At 62.9% G+C, this 19,900-nt stretch carries 18 protein-coding genes; 8 read left to right on the top strand and 10 right to left on the bottom strand.

Annotated elements, in window-relative coordinates:
- The first annotated feature begins 63 nt into the window (after positions 1 to 63).
- The 7 genes from KYT87_RS24755 to KYT87_RS24725 all read left to right on the top strand — a co-directional run bounded on the left by KYT87_RS24755 (position 64) and on the right by KYT87_RS24725 (position 10,290).
- On the top strand, positions 64 to 1,173 hold the full coding sequence (locus KYT87_RS24755; RefSeq protein WP_219991093.1) for an efflux RND transporter periplasmic adaptor subunit: 1,110 nt from the start codon (positions 64 to 66) through the stop codon (positions 1,171 to 1,173).
- Positions 1,170 to 4,259: an efflux RND transporter permease subunit gene (locus KYT87_RS24750; protein ID WP_219991092.1), complete on the top strand. Its 3,090-nt coding sequence runs from the start codon at positions 1,170 to 1,172 to the stop codon at positions 4,257 to 4,259. The genes KYT87_RS24755 and KYT87_RS24750 overlap by 4 nt, the downstream gene beginning before the upstream one ends.
- Before the next feature lie 475 nt (positions 4,260 to 4,734).
- The gene (locus KYT87_RS24745; RefSeq protein WP_370638733.1) at positions 4,735 to 5,769 is read left to right on the top strand and encodes a glycosyltransferase family 2 protein; all 1,035 of its coding nucleotides are present in this window, start codon (positions 4,735 to 4,737) and stop codon (positions 5,767 to 5,769) included.
- Positions 5,753 to 7,198 (top strand): glycosyltransferase family 39 protein, encoded by a 1,446-nt coding sequence (locus KYT87_RS24740; RefSeq protein ID WP_219991091.1) that lies wholly within the window; start codon positions 5,753 to 5,755, stop codon positions 7,196 to 7,198. The genes KYT87_RS24745 and KYT87_RS24740 overlap by 17 nt, the downstream gene beginning before the upstream one ends.
- Before the next feature lie 105 nt (positions 7,199 to 7,303).
- The gene (pagP, locus tag KYT87_RS24735) at positions 7,304 to 7,858 is read left to right on the top strand and encodes a lipid IV(A) palmitoyltransferase PagP (protein WP_046803807.1); all 555 of its coding nucleotides are present in this window, start codon (positions 7,304 to 7,306) and stop codon (positions 7,856 to 7,858) included.
- Positions 7,859 to 7,959: 101 nt separating this feature from the next.
- Positions 7,960 to 8,775, top strand: coding sequence for a hypothetical protein (locus tag KYT87_RS24730; protein WP_223264696.1), 816 nt, complete (start codon positions 7,960 to 7,962; stop codon positions 8,773 to 8,775).
- A gap of 93 nt (positions 8,776 to 8,868) precedes the next feature.
- Positions 8,869 to 10,290, top strand: coding sequence for a DUF1254 domain-containing protein (locus KYT87_RS24725; RefSeq protein WP_219991090.1), 1,422 nt, complete (start codon positions 8,869 to 8,871; stop codon positions 10,288 to 10,290).
- A gap of 24 nt (positions 10,291 to 10,314) precedes the next feature.
- Here KYT87_RS24725 and KYT87_RS24720 read toward each other — a convergent pair whose 3' ends face one another.
- From KYT87_RS24720 to KYT87_RS24710, 3 genes are all read right to left on the bottom strand, one after another.
- On the bottom strand, positions 10,315 to 10,800 hold the full coding sequence (locus tag KYT87_RS24720; protein ID WP_219991089.1) for a DUF6644 family protein: 486 nt from the start codon (positions 10,798 to 10,800) through the stop codon (positions 10,315 to 10,317).
- Positions 10,801 to 10,816: 16 nt separating this feature from the next.
- The gene (locus KYT87_RS24715; RefSeq protein ID WP_046803811.1) at positions 10,817 to 11,203 is read right to left on the bottom strand and encodes a DUF6152 family protein; all 387 of its coding nucleotides are present in this window, start codon (positions 11,201 to 11,203) and stop codon (positions 10,817 to 10,819) included.
- A 78-nt stretch (positions 11,204 to 11,281) separates the two neighbouring features.
- On the bottom strand, positions 11,282 to 11,584 hold the full coding sequence (locus KYT87_RS24710) for an autotransporter outer membrane beta-barrel domain-containing protein (RefSeq protein ID WP_219991088.1): 303 nt from the start codon (positions 11,582 to 11,584) through the stop codon (positions 11,282 to 11,284).
- A gap of 106 nt (positions 11,585 to 11,690) precedes the next feature.
- Between KYT87_RS24710 and KYT87_RS24705 the strand changes: the two genes are divergently transcribed.
- Positions 11,691 to 12,089, top strand: coding sequence for a sensor histidine kinase (locus tag KYT87_RS24705; protein ID WP_219991087.1), 399 nt, complete (start codon positions 11,691 to 11,693; stop codon positions 12,087 to 12,089).
- A gap of 23 nt (positions 12,090 to 12,112) precedes the next feature.
- On the opposite strand, the gene KYT87_RS24700 is transcribed toward KYT87_RS24705, so the two are convergent.
- From KYT87_RS24700 to KYT87_RS24670, 7 genes are all read right to left on the bottom strand, one after another.
- Positions 12,113 to 13,099, bottom strand: a complete 987-nt coding sequence (locus tag KYT87_RS24700) for a tripartite tricarboxylate transporter substrate binding protein (protein WP_046803813.1) — start codon at positions 13,097 to 13,099, stop codon at positions 12,113 to 12,115.
- Positions 13,100 to 13,197: 98 nt separating this feature from the next.
- Complete coding sequence (locus tag KYT87_RS24695) at positions 13,198 to 14,145, bottom strand: hydroxymethylglutaryl-CoA lyase (RefSeq protein ID WP_219991086.1); 948 nt, start codon at positions 14,143 to 14,145, stop codon at positions 13,198 to 13,200.
- A complete protein-coding gene (locus KYT87_RS24690) occupies positions 14,142 to 15,335 on the bottom strand; it encodes a CaiB/BaiF CoA-transferase family protein (protein WP_162941276.1) in 1,194 nt (397 codons plus the stop codon). The genes KYT87_RS24695 and KYT87_RS24690 overlap by 4 nt, the downstream gene beginning before the upstream one ends.
- 215 nt (positions 15,336 to 15,550) lie before the next feature.
- Entirely contained in the window at positions 15,551 to 16,447 is an 897-nt protein-coding gene (locus KYT87_RS24685; RefSeq protein ID WP_104142319.1) for a LysR substrate-binding domain-containing protein, read from the bottom strand.
- A gap of 173 nt (positions 16,448 to 16,620) precedes the next feature.
- Positions 16,621 to 16,938: an NIPSNAP family protein gene (locus KYT87_RS24680; RefSeq protein WP_046803815.1), complete on the bottom strand. Its 318-nt coding sequence runs from the start codon at positions 16,936 to 16,938 to the stop codon at positions 16,621 to 16,623.
- A 107-nt stretch (positions 16,939 to 17,045) separates the two neighbouring features.
- Positions 17,046 to 18,047, bottom strand: coding sequence for a tripartite tricarboxylate transporter substrate binding protein (locus KYT87_RS24675; protein ID WP_046803816.1), 1,002 nt, complete (start codon positions 18,045 to 18,047; stop codon positions 17,046 to 17,048).
- 84 nt (positions 18,048 to 18,131) lie between these two features.
- Complete coding sequence (locus KYT87_RS24670; protein WP_219991085.1) at positions 18,132 to 19,817, bottom strand: thiamine pyrophosphate-binding protein; 1,686 nt, start codon at positions 19,815 to 19,817, stop codon at positions 18,132 to 18,134.
- Between the last annotated feature and the right edge of the window lie 83 nt (positions 19,818 to 19,900).

The following is a 19,900-nucleotide window of genomic DNA, read 5'->3' as shown; positions in this document are numbered from 1 at the left end:
GACTTTACTGGTCACTAGTTTGAGAATGCGGTTCCTGTTCTACTCATTTAAGTAAGGGAACCCATGCTTCGGCTTCGACCTGCCACTATTGCCGTTTGCTTGCTGCCTTTCGTCTTGACGGCGTGTGGCGAGTCCTCCAAGGCCGACGATCCACGCACGCGCGCGCCACTCGTGAGATCGACAGCGGTCCAACATTCTTCCGACATATCCCGTTCGTTCACCGGCACTGTCGCCGCCCGGGTGCAGAGCGACTTGGGCTTTCGCGTTTCGGGCAAGGTCCTAGAGCGTCTGGTCGATACTGGACAGACCGTCAAGCGCGGTCAGCCCCTGATGCGGCTGGACCCCATTGACCTGGGCCTTCAGGCGCGCGCACAGCAAGAGGCGGTGACGGCCGCGCGGGCACGCGCCAAGCAAACCGCCGATGACGAGGCGCGCTATCGTGATCTGGTCGCGGCCGGCGCCGTGTCGGCATCGGCGTATGACCAGATCAAGGCAGCTGCCGACTCGGCAAAGGCGCAGCTCAGCGCCTCCATCGCACAGGCCGATGTGGCCCGCAATGCCTCGGGCTACGCCGTGCTGCTGGCCGACGCCGATGGTGTGGTTATGGAGACATTGGCCGAGCCCGGGCAGGTCGTCAGCCCTGGGCAACCCGTGGTTCGACTGGCGCGGGCTGGCCAGCGAGAAGCGATCGTGAACCTGCCGGAGACGCTGCGCCCGCCTCCTGGATCCACCGCTCAAGCGACGTTATATGGCAGCAACGCCGGTGCGGTATCCGCCAAGCTGAGGCTGTTGTCTGAGTCGGCGGACCGCCTTACTCGGACGTTCGAGGCGCGCTATGTGCTGGAAGGCGCGCTGGCTAATGCGCCACTGGGCGCGACGGTCACTCTTGATATTCCCGACGGGCCCGCCAACAAGCAGGTGCTTCAGGTGCCGATCGCCGCCGTTTACAACGCCGGCAAGGGAACGGGCGTGTGGGCTATTGCGGGCAACCCGGCCATAGTGACTTGGCGACCCGTGGACGTCTTGAGCCTGGGCGATGATGCTGCGCGCGTGTCCGGCGACCTGAAAGCCGGCGAGCAGATTATCGCGCTGGGTGCCCATCTGCTGCATGAGGGCGAGCAGGTTCGGGTGGCGTCTCAGGACGTTTCCAGCGTAGCGGGGAGCCGTCCATGAGCGAGGGACGTTTCAATCTATCCGCGCTTGCAGTTCGTGAGCGCTCGATTACGGTATTTCTGATCTTTCTGATTGCGATTGCCGGGACCTTGGCGTTTTTCCAATTGGGCCGCGCCGAGGATCCGCCCTTCACCGTCAAACAGCTGACAGTCATTACCGCGTGGCCCGGCGCCACGGCGCAGGAAATGCAAGACCAGGTGGCCGAGCCGCTCGAAAAGCGCATGCAGGAACTGAAGTGGTATGACCGAACGGAAACCTACACCCGTCCGGGCCTGGCCTTCACCATGGTGTCTCTTGCGGACAAGACGCCGCCTTCCGAAGTCCAGGAGGAGTTCTATCAGGCGCGCAAGAAGCTCAGCGACGAATCGGGCAAGTTGCCGGCCGGTGTTATCGGGCCGATGGTCAACGACGAGTTTTCGGATGTGACCTTCGCGCTCTTCGCGCTTAAGGCAAAGGGCGAGCCGCAGCGGCTGTTGGTGCGAGATGCCGAATCGCTGCGACAACGTCTTCTGCACGTGCCTGGTGTTAAGAAAGTCAACATCATTGGCGAGCAAGCCGAACGTATATTTGTCTCGTTTGCGCATGACCGTCTTGCGACGCTCGGGGTCTCGCCACAGGATATTTTTTCTGCCCTGAACAGTCAGAACGTACTTACCCCGGCCGGCTCCATTGATACCGAAGGGCCACAGATTTTCCTGCGGCTTGACGGGGCCTTCGACAAACTGGAAAAGATCCGCGATACGCCCATCGTAGCTCGCGGACGCACGCTGAAGCTCTCGGATGTAGCAACCGTCGAGCGCGGGTATGAAGACCCGTCGACGTTCCTGGTGCGCAATAACGGCGAAGAAGCCTTGCTGCTGGGCGTCATCATGCGCGAGGGTTGGAATGGCTTGGATCTCGGCAAGGCGCTCGATGCAGAGGTAGTCAAAATCAATGAGGACATGCCACTGGGCATGACCCTGACCAAGGTCACCGATCAGTCTGTCAACATCAGCTCGGCGGTCGACGAATTCATGGTCAAATTTTTCGTCGCCCTGCTGGTGGTGATGGTGGTGTGCTTTGTCAGCATGGGCTGGCGCGTAGGCGTGGTCGTGGCGGCGGCTGTGCCGCTGACGTTGGCGGTGGTCTTCGTGATCATGGCGGCCACGGGCAAGAACTTTGACCGCATAACCCTGGGTTCTCTGATTCTGGCGCTTGGCTTGCTGGTCGATGACGCCATCATTGCCATCGAAATGATGGTCGTGAAAATGGAAGAGGGCTACGACCGGATCAGAGCCTCGGCATATGCCTGGAGCCACACCGCCGCGCCAATGCTCTCTGGCACACTGGTCACCGCAGTTGGCTTCATGCCCAACGGCTTTGCCCAGTCGACGGCGGGCGAATACACCAGCAATATGTTCTGGATCGTGGGCATTGCCCTGATCGCCTCTTGGGTCGTCGCCGTGGTGTTTACGCCTTACCTCGGCGTGAAGATGCTGCCGGAGATAAAGAAGGTCGAAGGGGGGCACGCGGCGATTTACGACACGCCTCGCTACAACCGCTTCCGCAGGGTGCTGACCCGGGTCATCGCCCGCAAGTGGCTGGTGGCAGGAACGGTAATCGCGGCATTTATCGTGGCGATCGCCGGCATGGGCGTGGTCAAGAAGCAGTTCTTCCCAAACTCTGATCGTCCGGAAGTACTGGTAGAGGTGCAGATGCCTTATGGCACCTCCATTGAGCAGACGAGCGCCACCACGGCGAAGATTGAAGCGTGGCTGCAAAAGCAGGAAGAAGCGAAGATCGTCACCGCGTATGTCGGTCAGGGCGCACCGCGTTTCTATCTGGCCATGGCGCCTGAGCTGCCCGATCCCTCGTTTGCGAAGATCGTTGTGCTTACCGACAGCCAGGAGGCGCGGGAAAAGCTCAAGCTGCGCCTGCGCGAAGCCACGGCTGACGGACTTGCGCCGCAAGCCCGCGTGCGGGTCTCGCAGCTTGTGTTCGGCCCGTATTCGCCATTCCCGGTGGCCTACCGTGTAATGGGACCTGACCCGTCCACGTTGCGCGATATCGCCGGCCAGGTGCAGCAGGTAATGCAAGCCAGCCCCATGATGCGCACGGTCAATACTGACTGGGGCCCGCTAGTGCCGACACTGCATTTCTCGCTGGATCAGGACCGTTTGCAGGCCGTTGGGCTGACGTCCTCGGCCGTCGCCCAGCAGTTGCAATTCCTGCTTACGGGTGTGCCGATCACGTCCGTTCGCGAAGACATTCGTTCGGTCCAGGTGATGGGGCGCGCAGCGGGCGATATCCGACTCGATCCGGCCAAGATTGAAGGTTTTACCCTGGTGGGTTCCGCCGGCCAGCGCATTCCTCTGTCTCAGGTGGGGGAAGTCGAGGTTCGCATGGAAGATCCCATTCTGCGTCGCCGCGACCGCACGCCCACCATGACGGTAAGGGGTGACATTGCCGAAGGCCTACAGCCGCCGGACGTTTCCTCGGCAATCACCAAGGACCTGCAACCGATCATCGACAAGCTTCCCAATGGATATCGGATCGAGCAGGCCGGGTCGATTGAAGAGTCCGGCAAAGCCAGCACGGCGATGCTGCCTCTGTTCCCGATCATGATCGCCCTGACGCTGCTGATCATCATTCTGCAAGTGCGTTCGATGTCGGCCATGGTCATGGTTTTCCTCACTGCGCCGCTCGGTCTGATCGGTGTGGTGCCGACTCTACTGATCTTCCAGCAACCGTTTGGGATCAACGCACTGGTGGGCCTGATCGCTCTGTCCGGCATCCTGATGCGGAACACGCTGATTCTGATTGGGCAGATACACCACAATGAGAACGAGGGGCTGGACCCGTTCCATGCGGTGGTTGAAGCCACGGTGCAGCGCTCGCGTCCGGTGTTGCTCACCGCCCTGGCAGCCATTTTGGCCTTCATTCCGCTCACGCATTCGGTGTTCTGGGGAACGCTGGCCTATACCCTGATTGGGGGCACGCTGGGCGGCACGATCATGACGCTCGTCTTCCTTCCGGCGATGTATTCGATCTGGTTCAAAATTCGCGCGGAGCAGGGCGGAAAGATCGAAGAGGCTCAGCACGCATAATGCGGGCGGCGGGAGATGGCGTTATTTGGTTTCCCGCCCCGCCCTCGTTACAGCAAAGCCATGGCGCAACGCTTTCGCGCCGGGCGTCTTGAATCAAAGACTCATCCGAAAAAGCAAGAACCGTTTGGTCGCCTGTTGCCGTACCCAACATGAGGTATGGATTATTCCTCTGCCGGCAAGTAGCGTGAAGCGCGTCGCTGCGCGCATTGCGTCGGTTGCCAACCGATCCGACCGGGGTTTCAGGGCATATTACTTTTGGTGGTTTTCTCGTTGCGTGGCATGTTTAAAAGCGTTAAGTAGCGGTCGCTCGTATTCCCGGGTATCCGACTGTCTTGTTCGCCTTTATTCTGACGCTGTGCATACGGGTAGGCTCGATATGAATCGAAGCCGCAGCGTATTTATTGCGCATGTTCGACGAGTATGGTGGTGAACTTCCGTAGGTCGGCAGTCCTTCGATATCGAACGGGGTCATACTGTGATCACATCGCTGCCAAGTCCGTCTGAAGCCGTCAAGAAAGCGGTAAGCACAATTCAGATCTCGGTTGTCGTCCCGTTCTTGAACGAACAGGACGTCTTGCCCGTCTGTTATGCGAAGCTGAAAGGGATTCTTGGAGGGCTGGCCCAACCCTACGAAATCGTGTTCGTGGATGATGGAAGCACGGACAACAGCGTGGAGCTCGTGGCTGCGCTGATTCGACGGGATCCCAGGGTGCGAGTCGTGCGCCTGAGCAGAAACTTCGGAAAAGAAGCTGCAATGAGCGCAGGGTTGGCGCATGCCCGCGGTGAGGCCGTGATTATGTTGGATGCCGACCTGCAGGATCCTCCTGAGCTCATTCCAGATATGGTAAGGGCTTGGCGCGACGGCTTCGACATCGTCTCCATGCGACGACGCAAGCGCGAGGGGGAAGGTGCCGCGAAGCGGTTGTCTGCGTATGCGTTCTACCGGATCCTGAGTCGTATGAGCCGTTCGCGGATACCCGCAGACACCGGTGACTTTCGCCTTATGAGTCGAAGAACGGTAGAGGCCCTGCTTCAAATGCCGGAGCGGTGCCGCTATATGAAAGGTCTGTATTCCTGGATCGGATTCCCGACCAAAGTCATCGACTATGACCGCGCGCCCAGGGCTGCCGGCAAGACAAAATGGAACTACTTCGCCCTGTTCGGGCTCGCCCTTGAAGGAATCACCTCCTTCTCAACCGCTCCGTTGCGGTGGGCGACGGGGATAGGCGCCGTTGTGGCATTGGCAGGCGCCGCATTTGGGTTTTGGATTATCTTCAAAACCATGATGTTCGGTGATGACGTACCGGGCTATCCGTCACTGATGGCCATGATTACGTTGCTGAGCGGAATTCAGCTTTTGACTATCGGCCTGTTGGGCGAATACGTCGGCAAGGGGTACTTGGAAAGCAAGCAGCGTCCCGTCTTCGTCGTACGCGACGTGCTCGATTACACCACTGAGACCCACTCGCATTACGCCCCATTCCGAGAAAAAAATGCAGTTGAAGGCTAACTGGTTTTTCTGGGGGCTGGCAGGCATCGTCATCGCTCGGCTGTTTTCAATGGCGGCAGTGCCGCTGATGGATCCCTCAGAGCCGAGATACGCTGAGATCGCCCGTCTTATGGTCCAAACCGGCGATTGGATAACGCCTTGGTTTGAACCTGGAGTGCCGTTCTGGGGCAAGCCGCCGCTGTCGTTCTGGAGTCAAGCCCTGGGGATGCGAATCCTTGGGGAGTCGGAGTTCGCGGTTCGATTGCCGTCATTCCTTGCCATGGCCGCGCTGGCAGCCTTGCTTTACCGAGCGGCCACCCTCCTTTTCAGTCGAGAGACAGCGCGATGGGCCACGCTCATGCTCTCCACCATGCTTCTACCGCAGGTCGCGGCCGGCGCAGTACTGACGGATCCGTTCTTTGCGCTGGGAGTCACCTATTCAATGTTGGCGTTCATTGTTGCGCCAACGACGCCTACCAAGTTCTGGCGCTATGGCTTCTTCATAGGCTTGGCGATCGGTCTGTTGTCGAAAGGGCCCCTGACGTTCGTCCTCGTTGGGTTGGTCGTAATACCTTGGCTGGCCATCTACCGCGAGCGCACGGTGCATCTGACCGTTCTTCCGTGGTTCACCGGTACGCTGGTCATGCTCGTGCTGACGGTTCCCTGGTACCTCTGCGCAGAGATAAAGACCCCCGGATTTCTCCAGTATTTTTTAGTGGGCGAGCACTTCCTGCGATTCGTGGATGCGGGCTGGCAGGGAGATCTGTATGGGACGGCGCACAAGAGCGCCTTGGGCAGTATCTGGTGGCAGTGGCTGCTGGCATCCTTGCCGTGGGGAATTATGGGGGGCCTGCTGGCTGTTTGGATCGGTGCCAGCGCCTCACGCAGGTCCAAGGCATTCGAGGTTCATAAGTCTCCTGTCGTCGGATACCTGGCACTGTGGGCCATTGCTGCTCCCGTCTTCTTCACCTTCTCGGAAAACATACTTTGGACGTATGTGCTGCCAAGCTTGCCTGCTCTTGCACTACTTATTTCGATATACGCGCAAGCGTTTCTTCCCGCAGGCAATGCACCACCCTTGAGTCGGATTTTGATCGGGGCGGCAGGTCTGGTGCCCATAGTGGCAATTAGTCTCGGGGTGATCTCGCTTATGGCGCCCACCACACTGATGACCGAGAAGGAATTGGTGGCTGTCGCTCGGTCTCAAATGAGCGATGGCAAGAAGCTCTATTTTGTGGACAGCCGACCTTTCTCGGCACGCTTCTACTCGGACGGCAAAGCCGAACTTATCGCCCTGGGCGAGCTGGAAAATCTGGCGCTGCAAAAGGGGGAATCGGCTATCGTCGCCATCCCAAAAAAAAAGGAGTCTTCAATAGCAGGAAGCGTTAGAGCCCGATTGGTGGAGATGTATAAAAGCCGGCGCTATACGCTTTACAGACTCAATGGCTAGGCTTTTTTCAGCCGTAATGGGAACGTCGATATGACCGGGAAATTAAGGGCTGTCCCATTACAGTACTGGACCCGTCATTTCTCCTCGACGGCCGCAATGACCGCAATGACCGCAAGACTGCGGGTAGCGATACTGGTTGTCCTGCTCTCTGTTTTCGCGGCCCCTGCACAGTCTTGCGACAGCATGCCCTCGTGGGCGCGGTCCGCCTGCAACCGGCTTGACCAGATCTGGACCGAAGGCGGAAACGATCTCTACATCAGCGGATATACGTGGCACAACCGCGCCACGTACAGCAAAGAACAAATCAACGGCTTTAACGAATTAGCCTGGGGCGGCGGATACGGTCGCAGCATCTACGACGAAGACGGTGATTGGCAGGGCCTGTACGCCATGGCCTTTCTGGACTCACACAGCAAGGTCCAACCCGCGGCAGGCTATGGCTTCCTGAAAATCGGCCAGGTCAGCGAGAATTTCCGACTGGGGGCGGGCTATACCGTATTTCTGACCGCGCGCCAGGACATCATGGGTTATGTCCCTTTCCCCGGCATCCTGCCACTGGTCAGCGCGAGCTACAAGGGAGCCATGCTCTATGCCACCTATATCCCAGGTGCAAGCGGCACGGGTAACGTCCTTTTCATATTCGGCCGCTGGCGCTTCTAACGCCTCGGCCCAGCGCCCCGCCACGGACGGGCAGATTTGCCGGGCTTGAATTTGCAGGTAGCGGACTGATGTCGTTTCGATAGGGCCCCTTGGGGGCCGCCGTGATTAATTCACTGGCTCTTGCGGGCCGAGGCGGGACGATGATAAAGCGCATGCTTGGATGTCTGGTTGGCGGGCTGCTTTACGCCGGATCGAGTTTTGGCGCGGACCAGGTTGATACGCCTGTGTCCGACGGTCGGCGATCAGGCGAATGGGAATTTTCAGTCACGCCCTATGTCTGGGCACCGGCGCTGTCTGGAAAGGTGTCTCATCGACGGTTGCCGGTCATCGATGTAGACACGAGCTTTGATCAGATTCTCGAAAACCTGGATTTCGCGGCCATGCTTAGCGGCGAAGCACGTAAGGGCCGGTACAGCCTTTTCGGCGATTTGATTTATGCAAAGGTCGGCGCTCAGGGCGACACGCCCCGTGAGGTTGTGGCAACCACTGCGGACGTCCACAGCAAGACCTTCACCGGTCTACTGGGCGCAGGGTATTCGGTCCTGGATCAGTCACCTCACAGCCTTGACGTCGTGGCCGGTTTACGCGTTTGGTCGGTAGACACCGACATCACGCTGAAGGGCGCACGCCTGAATGGCAGGAAAAGCAGCGATGGCGCCACGTGGGTGGATGCCGTCGTAGGGGTGCGGGGCAACTACGTTTTCACTACAAAACTGTACGCGACGGGCTGGGGCCTGGTAGGCGCTGGCGGCGCGAATGCGGATTGGGATGTTGGAATCGGCATGGGATACAACTTCAGCAAGAGCGTCTCAGCGACTGCCGGCTACCGCGCTGTGGGCGTGGATTACAGCGCCGGCGGCTTTAAGTTCGACGCTGTGCTGCACGGCCCAATGGCCGGCTTGACCATTCGTTTTTAAAGGCTGCTTGTCAGACTCGCTTCGACTCGCCCTGTCGTCAGTCAGTGGCGAGCCGATTCACCCGCTGGACTTAACAGATGGAATTAGAGCCTCATGGACATCAAACTACCAAAAGCAGTTTGTCGCGCGATGCTGGTGATTGCGTCCTTCACATCGTCCTATGCCTGCGCGGAAATCAGTCTCTCCGAAACGCGGGCCATCGCGGAGGAAGGGTACATCTACGGTCTTCCTATTGTGATGAACTACGCGATCATGTACGAGTACGCGGTCGACAAGAGCTCGAGCCAGTACAAGGCTCCGTTCAACCAGATTCGCAGCCTGCACCATGTCGCGACCTACAAGGACACGGCCATTATCTCGCCGAACAGCGACACGCCGTATTCCATGATGTTCATGGACCTACGCACCGAGCCGATCGTTTTATCGGTACCGGCAGTGACTAAGCCTCGGTACTACTCGGTTCAGCTTATTGACGGCAGTACCTACAATTTCGGCTACATCGGAAGCCGTTCCACCGGGGACGAGGCTGGCGATTACATGGTCGTTGGCCCCGATTGGAAAGGCGTAATGCCTCCAGGCATAAGAAAGGTTTTTCGATCCGAAACGCAGCTTCCCTTCGCGGTCTTTCGGACTCAACTGTTCAACCCGGCCGACATGCCCAACGTCGTAGCGATTCAATCGGGCTACAAAGCACAGCCGCTTTCTGCATATCTCAAACAGCCGGCGCCTCCTGCCGCGCCCGCCATCGACTTTCCAAGAATCAATAACGATCTGGCAAAGACCGACTTTTTCACATACCTGGGTTTCGCCTTGCAATTCGGCCCGGCCGCGCCGGAAGAAGTGGCAATTCGTGCGAAGCTTGCTCGTCTGGGCATTGGCGCCGACAAGAAGTTCAGCTTCGAACAGCTGTCCGCCGAGCAAAAGAGCGCCGTCGTCCAAGGCATGCAAGACGGGCATGCCAAGGTCGAAAATGCTATCAAGAATCTGGGCACGAAGGTCAATGGCTGGAACATCGTGGAGGCCGGCGGCGACAGCGCCTTCTACCACGGCGACTGGCTGAAGCGGGCCGCGGTGGCGCAGGCGGGCATATATGCCAACGACGCTGCGGAAGCCACTTACCCCCTGACCACGACGTTGCCCGATGGCGAGCCGCTGGATGCTGGTAAACACAACTACACCATTACCTTTCGCGAGGGGCAGCTGCCGCCGGTCAATGCTTTCTGGTCGGTGACGATGTACGACGGCAAGACGCAGTTGCTGATCGAGAACTCCATCGATCGGTACCTGATTAATTCGCCGATGCTCTCGACCATGACGAAAAACGCGGATGGCTCGCTGACGCTGTACCTTCAGAAAACGTCACCCGGCGCGGACAAAGAGAACAACTGGCTGCCGGCACCAAACGATCTCATGTACCTGGTCATGCGCCTGTACTGGCCGAAGACCGAGGCGCCTTCCATCCTGCCTCCCGGGAATGGCACGTGGAGTCCGCCCCAGATCGTCAAGGTGATGTAGCGCATTGCACTGAGCGACTCCCGACTACAGGAACCCTATCCATCTGCCCGCTACCAGGCAGCCCGTCCATAGCAGCAGCGAGACGGCGGCCTGGCAGCGCAGCGCGGTGGACGCGGGGCCGCCTTGTAGCACCTGTCCCCATGCCCCGCTCCGGCGCACCAGCCAGGCGTTGATAAGCCCCGCGCCCAACAGGCCCATCTTCACCACGAATGCCGGATTTTCCAGGTATTCCTGCGCCCGCACGGTGAACAGCGTTGCACCGGTCAGTATGGCCAGCGCAAGGCCAACCGAGGCGGTGCGCGCCAGCACAGGCGCCAGAAGCGCCAAGGATGTGGGCTTGAGCACGCCGAGCAGCCGCAGGTCCAGCGGAACGATCGAACCGATCAATAGGCCGATGGCGCCGATATGGGCGGCGTTGACCAGAAGATAAAGCGTTCCGGATCGTCGCAGCCACAGCGCCGGGGGCAGGGCCGTCAGCGCGTCCAGCGCCAGCCGCAGCGGTTCAGGCATGGGTGAAAGCCGTGGCTCAGGGTTTCTTGATGCGGCTGGGATAGATGTCGTAGGTCTTGCCGCCCACCGTGACCTGGACGGCCTTCATGCGCCTGTTGCCGGCGTCCTGGTCGCGGTTGCCAATGGCGGTGATGGCGTCGCCCGGCTTGGCGGAACCCTCGACGAACCCCGCTTCCTTCGTCTGGGTGGGATTGCCCAGCTCGACCACCCAGACGCCATCATCGGCTCGCACCTTTAACGTGGGATGGGGCGGCGCGACCTGCACCTGCTCGACCGTGCCTTGCAAGGTCATCTGTTCGGATTCCGCCCATGACCAACCGTGATGCGCCATGGCCGTGGGGGCCGCTGCGCACAGCGCGGACAGCGCCAGCCCTGCAAATAACGCGCGCTTCGATAGCTTCATGTCGATGCTCCTGGGTTGCGGTGGGGCCGTCGCCACGGCCCGCGCTGGGGCGTGGCGGCCAGTGAGCAAAGCATACCTCTAGAACCGATAAGCCAGCTTCAGCGAGCCCGAATGGCTGTTGCCTCGCGACGCGAACTCGCCGTCGTATTGCAGCCTGAAGTCCAGCGCATTGGCGTGCGTGACCTGGAAGCCCGCGCCGATGCGTCCGACCACATTGTCGGTGGGCATCGTGGTGGTGAAGCTTCCCGCGCTGTCGGGGGCGCCCGCGAGTTTGGACTTGGTTTTCCAGCCGTCTTCCGACAGCAGCGACACGCCTGCGTAGGCAAACGGCCGCAACACGGCGCCCTGCGGTAGCTCGCTCGACGACCTGAAGATCGCCATCGATTCCCTGGAAAGCACCGATGCCGACCTGTTGGCCTTGTTGGGGGCCTTGCGCTTTCGATTGGGGCCGAGGTTGACCGGGGCTGGGATCGCGCTGCGTTGGCGGATGAGCGATCTGCCGCCATTGCAGTGGCTCGACGCGCAAAGCGCGCTACACGTGCTGCGTATCCTGCAAGAGGTGCTGACCAATATCGTCAAGCACAGCGACGCGACGGAGATCACCGTGACCACCGCCGAAGCGACGGGGGCCGTGGGCGGCGCGGAAGAGATCGGCGTGTGGGTGTGCGTGCAGGACAACGGCCGACCGTTCATGCCACCGCCGCCCGAGGTGGCATTGCCGGGGCGGCGGGGCGTGGCGAATATACGCAATCGCGTGACGGTACTTGGGGCGCGGTGCGCCTGGCAGCCACTGCCGGGCGGCACGCTGTTCAAGCTGTGGCTGCCCTTGTCCCAGCACTACGGTCAGCAGCAGAAAAAAAGCGGCCAGAGTCTCGTGGCGAACTAGGAGCCAGGGGCCAGGCCCCCCAATCAATTCGCCGTGATGTTCGCGGCCTTGACGACCTTGCCCCAGCGGTCCAGTTCCGACTGGGTATACGCGCCCAGTTCCTTCGGCCCCATGAAAATGGCTTCGGCGCCTTGTTCGGCGGCCTTCTGGCGGAAGGCGTCGGTCTTCATGATCTTCTGGATTTCACCGGCGATCTTGTCGACGACCGGCGCGGGCGTGTCCTTGGGCGCGTACATGGCGAACCACGATGACACGATCAAGTCCGGGTAGCCGGCTTCGGCGGCGGTGGGCACGTTGGGCAGGGACGGCAGGCGGGTGTTGCCGGTGACGGCCAGTGCGCGCAGCTTGCCGGCGGCGATCTGGCCCAGCAGCGGCGGGGGCGTGGTGATGGTCATGTCCACGGCGCCGCCCAGCAGGTCGTTCAGCGCGGGGCCGGTGCCCTTGTACGGGATGTGCGTGATCTGCGTGCCGGCCATCTGGTTCAAGAGTTCGGTGGCCACTTGTTGCAGCGAGCCGTTGCCGGATGACGCGTAGTTCAGCTTGCCCGGGTTGGCCTTGGCGTAGGCCACCAGTTCCTTGAGCGAGTTGATGGGCAGGTCCGGGCGCACCACCACGACTTGCGGCGCCGACAGCACGTTGGCGACGGGGGCAAAGTCCTTGATGGGGTCCCAGCCGGCGGCAGGCGTCACGTGGGGCGTGATGACCTGAAAGCCCGAGTATTGCAGCAGCAGCGTATAGCCGTCGGGCTTGGCGCGGGCGACTGCCTGCGCGGCGATGCCGCCGGAGGCGCCCGGCTTGTTCTCGACGACGACGCTTTGGCCCAGCGCCGTGCCCAGGGGCTGGGCGATCAGGCGGGCGGCAATGTCGGTGGTGCCGCCGGGCGCGGCCGATACGATCAGCGTGATGGGGCGATTGGGAAAGTCCGCTTGCGCGCTGGCTGCGCTGGCGCCGAGGGCTAGCGCGGCGGCGATACCGGCGCGCAGAAGGGTGGGCAGGCTGGGCAATGTCATGGGATGTCTCCTTGCTTTTTTATAGGTGTGGTCAAAACAAACGGATGAAACGGTTGCGCGTTTTGGGCCGCGCCGCGTCGTACTTCACTGCATCACTGCTACTGCGGAAATCTCTCGGCCAGCCAGGCGGGCGCGGCATGCGTTGCCAAACGTGGCCCTGCTTGCAGCAAGGCGTTGCTCAGGTCGCGCTGCACCAGTGCGGGCAAGCCGCGCACGATGGCCAGCAAAGGCTCCAGCGACACGCCGGTGTCCACGCCCATGCAGGCGAACATGTGCACCAGTTCTTCGGTGTTGACGTTGCCGCTGGCGCCGGGTGCGTACGGGCATCCGCCCAGGCCGCCGGCCGCCGCGTCAAAGCGGGTGATGCCGGTTTGCCAGGCGGCCATCGCGTTGGCCAGTGCCATGCCGCGCGTATTGTGCAGGTGCACGGTCAGAGCCACACCCGGCAGGCGCGCGGACGCCTGTTCGCACAAGGCGGCCACTTGCGTCGGATACGCCATGCCGGTGGTGTCGCACAGCGTGATGCCGGTGGCGCCCGCGTCCGCCAGCCGTGCGGCCAGGTCCAGCACCTGGTCCACGGCCACGTCACCGTCAAACGGGCAACCGAAGGCGGTGGACAGCGACACGTTGCACGGCGTGCCGCTGCGGGCGGCGGCGGCCAGCACCTGCGACAGCTCCGCAAGCGACTGATCGCGCGTCATGCGCAGGTTGGCGCGGTTGTGCGTCTCGCTGCACGACATGACCAGGTTCATCTCATCCGTGCCCGCTTCCAACGCGCGTTCCAGCCCGCGGATGTTGGGCACCAGCGCGGTATAGATCACGCCGGGGCGGCGGCGGATGCGGCGCATCACCTCCGTGGCGTCGGCCAGCGCGGGGATGGCCTTGGGCGAGGTAAAGCTGGTGACTTCGATGCGCGCAAAGCCGCAGTCGGACAGGGCGTCCACAAAGGCGACCTTGTCATCGGTGGCGACCAGGTTTTTTTCAATTTGCAGGCCGTCGCGCGGGCCGACTTCGTTGATCTCGATCTTGGCGGGGCCGGCGCTCATGCAATCACTCCCTTGGCGCGCAGCGCGTCGCGTTGTTCGTTCGACAAGCCCGCCTGCGCCAGCACGGCATCGGTGTGCTCGCCCAGCGTGGGCGCGCGTTCGCGCACCGCGCCGGGGTTGGTGGACAGATACGGAAAGACGGCCGGCATTTCCACTTGCACGCCGGCGGCCGATTGCACGGTGGTGATGGCATTGCGGGCGCGGTAGTGCGGGTCGGCGGCAATGTCCGCCACGGAATAGATGCGACCGGCCGGCACGTCGGCTTCGCGCATGGCGGCCAACACGTCGTCGATCAGCCGGGCCTGCGTCCATGCGCCGATGGCGGCGTCGATCTCGGCAACCCGGCGGGCGCGGCCGTCGTTGTGCGCCAAGGCCGGGTCCTGGCCGAGGTCGTCGCGGCCGATGCGCGCCATCAGCCGGGTGTAGATGGCGTCGCCATTGCCGGCGATCAGCACGTAGCCGTCCTGGCAGGGATAGGCGTTGGACGGTGCAATGCCCGGCAGCGCGGCCCCGGCGGGCTCTCGTACGGCGCCGAACACGGAATATTCGGGGAGCAGGCTTTCGCTAAGGTTGAACAGGCTTTCGTACAGCGCCGCATCGATCACTTGGCCGACGCCGCCACGCGCATCGCGCTGGTACAGCGCCATCATCACGCCCAGCGCACCATGCAGGCCCGCGATGGTGTCGCCCAGCGACAGGCCCGCGCGCACCGGCGCGCGACCCGGCTCGCCGTTCAGGTAGCGCAACCCCGCCATGGCTTCGCCGATGGCGGCAAAGCCCGGTTCGCGCGCCTTGGGGCCGGTCTGGCCGTAGCCCGAGATGCGCAGCATGATCAGGCGCGGATTCAGCGCATGCAGGGCTTCCCAGGACAAGCCCCATTTTTCCAGGGTGCCGGGGCGAAAGTTCTCGATCAGCACGTCGGCCTGTTGCGCCAACAGACGCACGATGTCCTGGCCTTCCTGCTGGCGCAGGTCCACACACACCGACTGCTTGTTGCGCGACTGCGCTTCCCACCACACCGACGTGCCTTCGTGCAGCAAGCGCCATTTGCGCAGCGGGTCGCCCTGCCCAGGGGGTTCGATTTTGATGACCTGCGCGCCAAAATCCGCCAGGGTCTTGGCGGCGAACGGCCCCGCTATCAGTTGGCCCAGCTCCAGCACGCGGATGCCAGCAAGAATCTGCCCAGCCATTTCGCCTCCTTGGCAACGCTTGATATTGATGATTGACAGGCGGCAGTGTGCCCGCGAAGCGGCGGGAAGCGGAATGGACAATCGGGGAAAGGGGTATTCCTGGAACGAGAAACCCCGGGCAAACCCGCAGCGGCAGCCGCCTTCTTTGTCGCCGCCTTCTTGATCGCCGCCTTCTTGATCGCCGCCTTCTTGATCGCCGCCTTCTTGATGCCGCCTTAGTGGTCGCCGCGCAGATGCGCCAGCAACAGGCGGGCGCCCACGGTCAGCGTGTCGGCATCGCGCACGCCCAGCAGCAGCCAGCGGCGCGCCCATTCGTCGGTCAGCGGGATCAGCTTGAGCGGCATCGAGCGCGCATGCGGCTCGGCGGCGATGCGCGGCAGGATGCCCACGCCGCCGGTGGCCGTGACCATGCGGCAGATCGCGTCAAAGCTGCGCACCTGGATGCGCAGCCGCATTGCCCGGCCCAGGCGACCGCTTTCTTCGGACAAGCGGGTGGCCAGCGACGTGGCGGGCGGCAGGCCCACGTAGTCGTAGGCCAAGGTCTCGGCAAACGCCACCTGCACCTCGGCGGCCAGCGGATGGCGCTGCGGCACGATCAGCACTAGTTCATCCAGCCGATACGGAAAGGTCGACAGCCCCTCGGCCGCCGTCCGGTCGGCGAATACGCCGATATCGGCGCGGTTCTCCAGCACGGCGGTGACGATGTCGCTGCTGTTCTGCTCTTCCAGGTCGATGCGCACGGCCGGGTGCCCGTCCATGAAGGCGGCCAGGTCTTCGGGCAGAAACTGCGTCAGCGACGAGGTATTGGCGGCAATCCGAACCTGCCCGCGCACGCCTTGGGCAAAGTCCGACAGCGCGCCCGTCATCTGCTCGACTTCCTGCAACACACGAAGCGCGTGGACCAGGCAGGCCTGGCCCGCGTCGGTCAGCTCTACCCCGGCGGCGTTGCGGTACAGCAGCGCGGTGCCCAGGGCGGCCTCAAGGTCGGAAATGCGTTTGCTGGCCGCCCCAACCGCCAGATGGGACTGGCGCGCGCCGGCCGAGATGCTGCCCTGGCGCGCAACGGCAACAAACAAGGCAAGGGTGACGAGGTCGATGCGGGCAAGGTTCATGGAAAAATCGGGCACGGATAGGCCAGGGCGGGCGGCGGGCGCAAGGCGACTGCCGGGGTGCCAGGGCAATAATTATGTCCGAATTTTTTCTTCCCGCCCGTTGCGGCTCAACCGGGTGTTGCGCCGCCGAGGACGGTCCTCGGCCCTTGGCCCTTGGCCTGGGCCTTGGGCCATCAAGGCTGGAAGAACGCCGTGGGCGTCATCAGCCGGTTTTCCTGGCGGATCAGATAGCCAGCCTCGGCGCTCTTGGTCAGGTAGCCGGCCCAGGCGGGGTCTTTTTGCAGCGCCAGGCGCTTGGCTTCGCGGTCGGCGGCGCTGTCATAGACCCAGATGTGCATATAGCTGTTGACGTCGCCCGTCTCGGTCTGCATGTAGGCCAGCGGCTTGCCCAGGTGGCGGCTTTGCACCGCATAGCCGTGCTCTGCATAAAGCGCCAGGTGCTTCTTGATGGTGCCGGCGCGGCAGGTGTAGGTCCGTACGTCGTAAAGCATGGTGTTTCCTTTGAGGGGTTGCGATGGGGATTGCGAAGGGGATTGCGAAGGGGGCAACGCGGGCTGCAACGCGCGTTGCAACGCGCATTGCAGGACCTGATCGGTCGTCAGTCCGCCGTGGCGCCGGACTGTTTCACCAGCACGCTCCAGCGATCGACTTCCTGGTTCACGTACTGCTGGAACGCGGCATGGCCGTCGCCGACCGGGTCGGCGCCCAGCCCTTTCAGCTTGTCCTGCACGGCGGGGTCGGCCACGCCCTGGGTGATGGCCTGCGACAACTTTTCCACCACGGGCGCGGGCGTGGCTGCCGGCACGAACAGGCCAAACCAGGACCGGGCGTTCATGGCGGGGTAGGACGTTTCAGAAAACGCCGGCACGTCCGGCAACGCCGCATGGCGCTGCTTGCCGGTGACGGCGATGGGCCGCAAGCGGCCGGCCTGCACCTGCGACAGCACTTCGGGCAGATTCGCGAACATGATCTGGACCTGGCCGCCCATCAGGTCATTCAGCGCCTGCGAGCCGCCCTTGTAGGGCACATGCGTCATCTGCGCGCCGGCCAGTGAATTGAACTGGGCGCCCGCCAGGTGCGATGCCGTGCCCGTGCCGCCCGAGGCGTAGTTCACGCGGTTGCCGCTCGCCTTGGCGTAGGCGGCCAGTTCTTCCGGCGTCTTGGCCGGCACCGACGGGTTCACCACCAGCAGCAAGGGCACCGACGCCAGGTTCGACAGGCCCGCGAAGTCGCCCGTCAAGCTGTAGTCCAGCTTGTGATACAGGGTGGAATTGATGGCATGGCTGGACGTGGCCATCAGCAGCGTATAGCCGTCCGGCTCAGCGCGCGCCGCCATGACGGCGCCAATGTTGCCGTTGGCGCCCGCTTTGTTTTCCACCACCACCGGCTGGCCCAGGCGGGTGGACATGGACTGCGCCACGGTGCGCGCAATCACATCGGTGGCGCCGCCGGCGGCGAAGGGCACGATGATGCGCAAGGGCCGCTCGGGGTAGGCGGAGGCGGTGTCGGAGGATGCCGCGAACGATGCAGCGCCAAGGGTCGACGCGGCCAGCATCGCGGCCACGGCCAGCCGCCGCAGGGCGGGCAGGGGGGTATTCATAGTCTCTCTCCAGGTGTGGATATTTTTTATGGGGTCGCCGCGCGCCGTTCTTGCGACTGCTGCGCGGCAATCCGATCCTGAACGTCAGGAAGCGGCAAGCTGCGCTTGTTTGCGCAGGCTCGTCAGGGTGGCCCGGGGCGTGATCACCTCGGGGTCCAGACAAAGTTCGATCAGATAGGGCGACCCGCTGTCCAGCGCCCGCGTCAAGGCGGGCGCGAAGCCTTCGTGGCTGTCCACGCGTTCGGCCGGCACGCCGAACGATTCCGCGTAGGCCACGAAGTCGGGGTTGCAAAGGTCCGTGCCGATGGTCCGGCCCGGGTAGTTCTTTTCCTGATGCATGCGGATCGTTCCGTACATGCCGTTGTTGAACACGATGAAGACGATGGCCAGGCGGTGCTGCTTGACGGTCGCAAGCTCCTGCGAGGTCATCAGAAAGCAGCCGTCGCCCGCCAGGCAGACAACCTGCCGTTCGGGGTGGCGCAGCTTGGCTGCAATGGCGGCGGGCACGCCGTAGCCCATCGCGCCGCTGGTGGGCGCAAGCTGGGTGCGCGGGTGGCTGAAACGGTAATAGCGATGCGCCCAGGCGCTGTAGTTGCCCGCGCCGTTGGTCAGGATGGCGCGCGCGTCCAGCCCTTCGCGCAGGGCAACGATGACACGCGCCGGGTCCATGGGCAGATCGGTGGCGGGCGGTTCCGTATAGCGCTGGTAGCTCTGGCGCAGCCCCTCCAGCCAGCCGCGCCACGGGGCGGCGTCCACCGGCTCCAGTGCGGCGGCTGCGTGGGCGAAGGCGTCCAGGCCTGACGGTATCTTCAGGGTGGGCTGATACACCCGCCCCAGCTCTTCGGGGCTGGCCAGCACATGGATCAGCGTCTGCCTGGGCACGGGAGATTGCAGCAGCGTATAGCCGCCCGTCACCATTTCACCCAGGCGCGCGCCCACCGCCAGGATCACGTCGGCGTTGCGCACGGCGTCAGCCAGTTCCGGGTTGACGCCTATGCCCACCTCGCCCACGTATTGCGGGTGGTGGTTGTCGTACAGATCCTGCCGGCGAAACGAGCACGCCACCGGCAGGCCATTGCGGCCGGCGTAGCGGGCCAGGGCATCCAGGCCGGCGTCGGTCCACCCGGACCCGCCCACTATCATCAGTGGCCGCTGCGCGCGGGCCAGCAGGGCGCGCATGTCGGCCAGCGCGTCGGGCGCCGGATGCGCCTGCGGAAACTGGATCGTGCCGCAGTCCTGCGGCGCGGCCAGTTCGGTGAGCATGTCCTCGGGCAACGCCAACACCACGGGGCCGGGCCGGCCAGACATCGCAACCGTGAACGCGCGGTTCAGGTATTCGGTGACGCGCGCGGCGCTGTCGATCTGCGCCACCCATTTGGTGAACTGGCCGAACATGCGGCGGTAATCGATTTCCTGGAACGCCTCGCGCTCGACCATGTCGTTGCCCACCTGGCCCACCAGCACGATAAGCGGCGTGGAGTCCTGAAACGCCGTCTGCACGCCGATGCTGGCGTTGGTCGCGCCGGGGCCGCGCGTGACCATGCAGATGCCCGGTCGGCCGGTCAGCTTGCCGTGCGCCTCGGCCATGAACGAGGCCGCGCCTTCGTGGCGGCAGGACACCAGGCGTATCCGCTCGCGTTCCGTGTACAACGCGTCCAGCACGTCCAGATAGCTTTCGCCGGGCACGCCGAATACCGTGTCCACGCCGTGTTGCAGCAGCGCGCGCACCACATGCTGGCCGCCCGTCATCAATGTTGGGGTGTCGTTCATCGCAGTTTCAATCAGGCCGCAAGGCGGCGGGTTTGGGTCTGGATGAACTGTACGCAGCCCGGCGGCGGGCGCGTTAGGACAGA

Origin of the sequence: Achromobacter sp. ES-001 (assembly GCF_019448355.1) — a bacterium.
Taxonomy (GTDB): domain Bacteria; phylum Pseudomonadota; class Gammaproteobacteria; order Burkholderiales; family Burkholderiaceae_B; genus Achromobacter; species Achromobacter spanius_B.
The sequence above is the reverse complement of the archived record's forward strand: the minus strand, read 5'-3'. Positions and strand labels throughout refer to the sequence as shown.

Excerpts from the sequence above, each read along its gene's own strand:
- KYT87_RS24755 (WP_219991093.1), top strand. The coding sequence starts at position 64 with ATGCTTCGGCTTCGACCTGCCACTATTGCCGTTTGCTTGCTGCCTTTC.
- KYT87_RS24750 (WP_219991092.1), top strand. The coding sequence starts at position 1,170 with ATGAGCGAGGGACGTTTCAATCTATCCGCGCTTGCAGTTCGTGAGCGC.
- KYT87_RS24740 (WP_219991091.1), top strand. The coding sequence starts at position 5,753 with ATGCAGTTGAAGGCTAACTGGTTTTTCTGGGGGCTGGCAGGCATCGTC.
- pagP (WP_046803807.1), top strand. The coding sequence starts at position 7,304 with ATGACCGCAAGACTGCGGGTAGCGATACTGGTTGTCCTGCTCTCTGTT.
- KYT87_RS24725 (WP_219991090.1), top strand. The coding sequence starts at position 8,869 with ATGGACATCAAACTACCAAAAGCAGTTTGTCGCGCGATGCTGGTGATT.
- KYT87_RS24720 (WP_219991089.1), bottom strand. The coding sequence starts at position 10,800 with ATGCCTGAACCGCTGCGGCTGGCGCTGGACGCGCTGACGGCCCTGCCC.
- KYT87_RS24715 (WP_046803811.1), bottom strand. The coding sequence starts at position 11,203 with ATGAAGCTATCGAAGCGCGCGTTATTTGCAGGGCTGGCGCTGTCCGCG.
- KYT87_RS24710 (WP_219991088.1), bottom strand. The coding sequence starts at position 11,584 with ATGGCGATCTTCAGGTCGTCGAGCGAGCTACCGCAGGGCGCCGTGTTG.
- KYT87_RS24705 (WP_219991087.1), top strand. The coding sequence starts at position 11,691 with ATGAGCGATCTGCCGCCATTGCAGTGGCTCGACGCGCAAAGCGCGCTA.
- KYT87_RS24700 (WP_046803813.1), bottom strand. The coding sequence starts at position 13,099 with ATGACATTGCCCAGCCTGCCCACCCTTCTGCGCGCCGGTATCGCCGCC.
- KYT87_RS24695 (WP_219991086.1), bottom strand. The coding sequence starts at position 14,145 with ATGAGCGCCGGCCCCGCCAAGATCGAGATCAACGAAGTCGGCCCGCGC.
- KYT87_RS24690 (WP_162941276.1), bottom strand. The coding sequence starts at position 15,335 with ATGGCTGGGCAGATTCTTGCTGGCATCCGCGTGCTGGAGCTGGGCCAA.
- KYT87_RS24685 (WP_104142319.1), bottom strand. The coding sequence starts at position 16,447 with ATGAACCTTGCCCGCATCGACCTCGTCACCCTTGCCTTGTTTGTTGCC.
- KYT87_RS24680 (WP_046803815.1), bottom strand. The coding sequence starts at position 16,938 with ATGCTTTACGACGTACGGACCTACACCTGCCGCGCCGGCACCATCAAG.
- KYT87_RS24675 (WP_046803816.1), bottom strand. The coding sequence starts at position 18,047 with ATGAATACCCCCCTGCCCGCCCTGCGGCGGCTGGCCGTGGCCGCGATG.
- KYT87_RS24670 (WP_219991085.1), bottom strand. The coding sequence starts at position 19,817 with ATGAACGACACCCCAACATTGATGACGGGCGGCCAGCATGTGGTGCGC.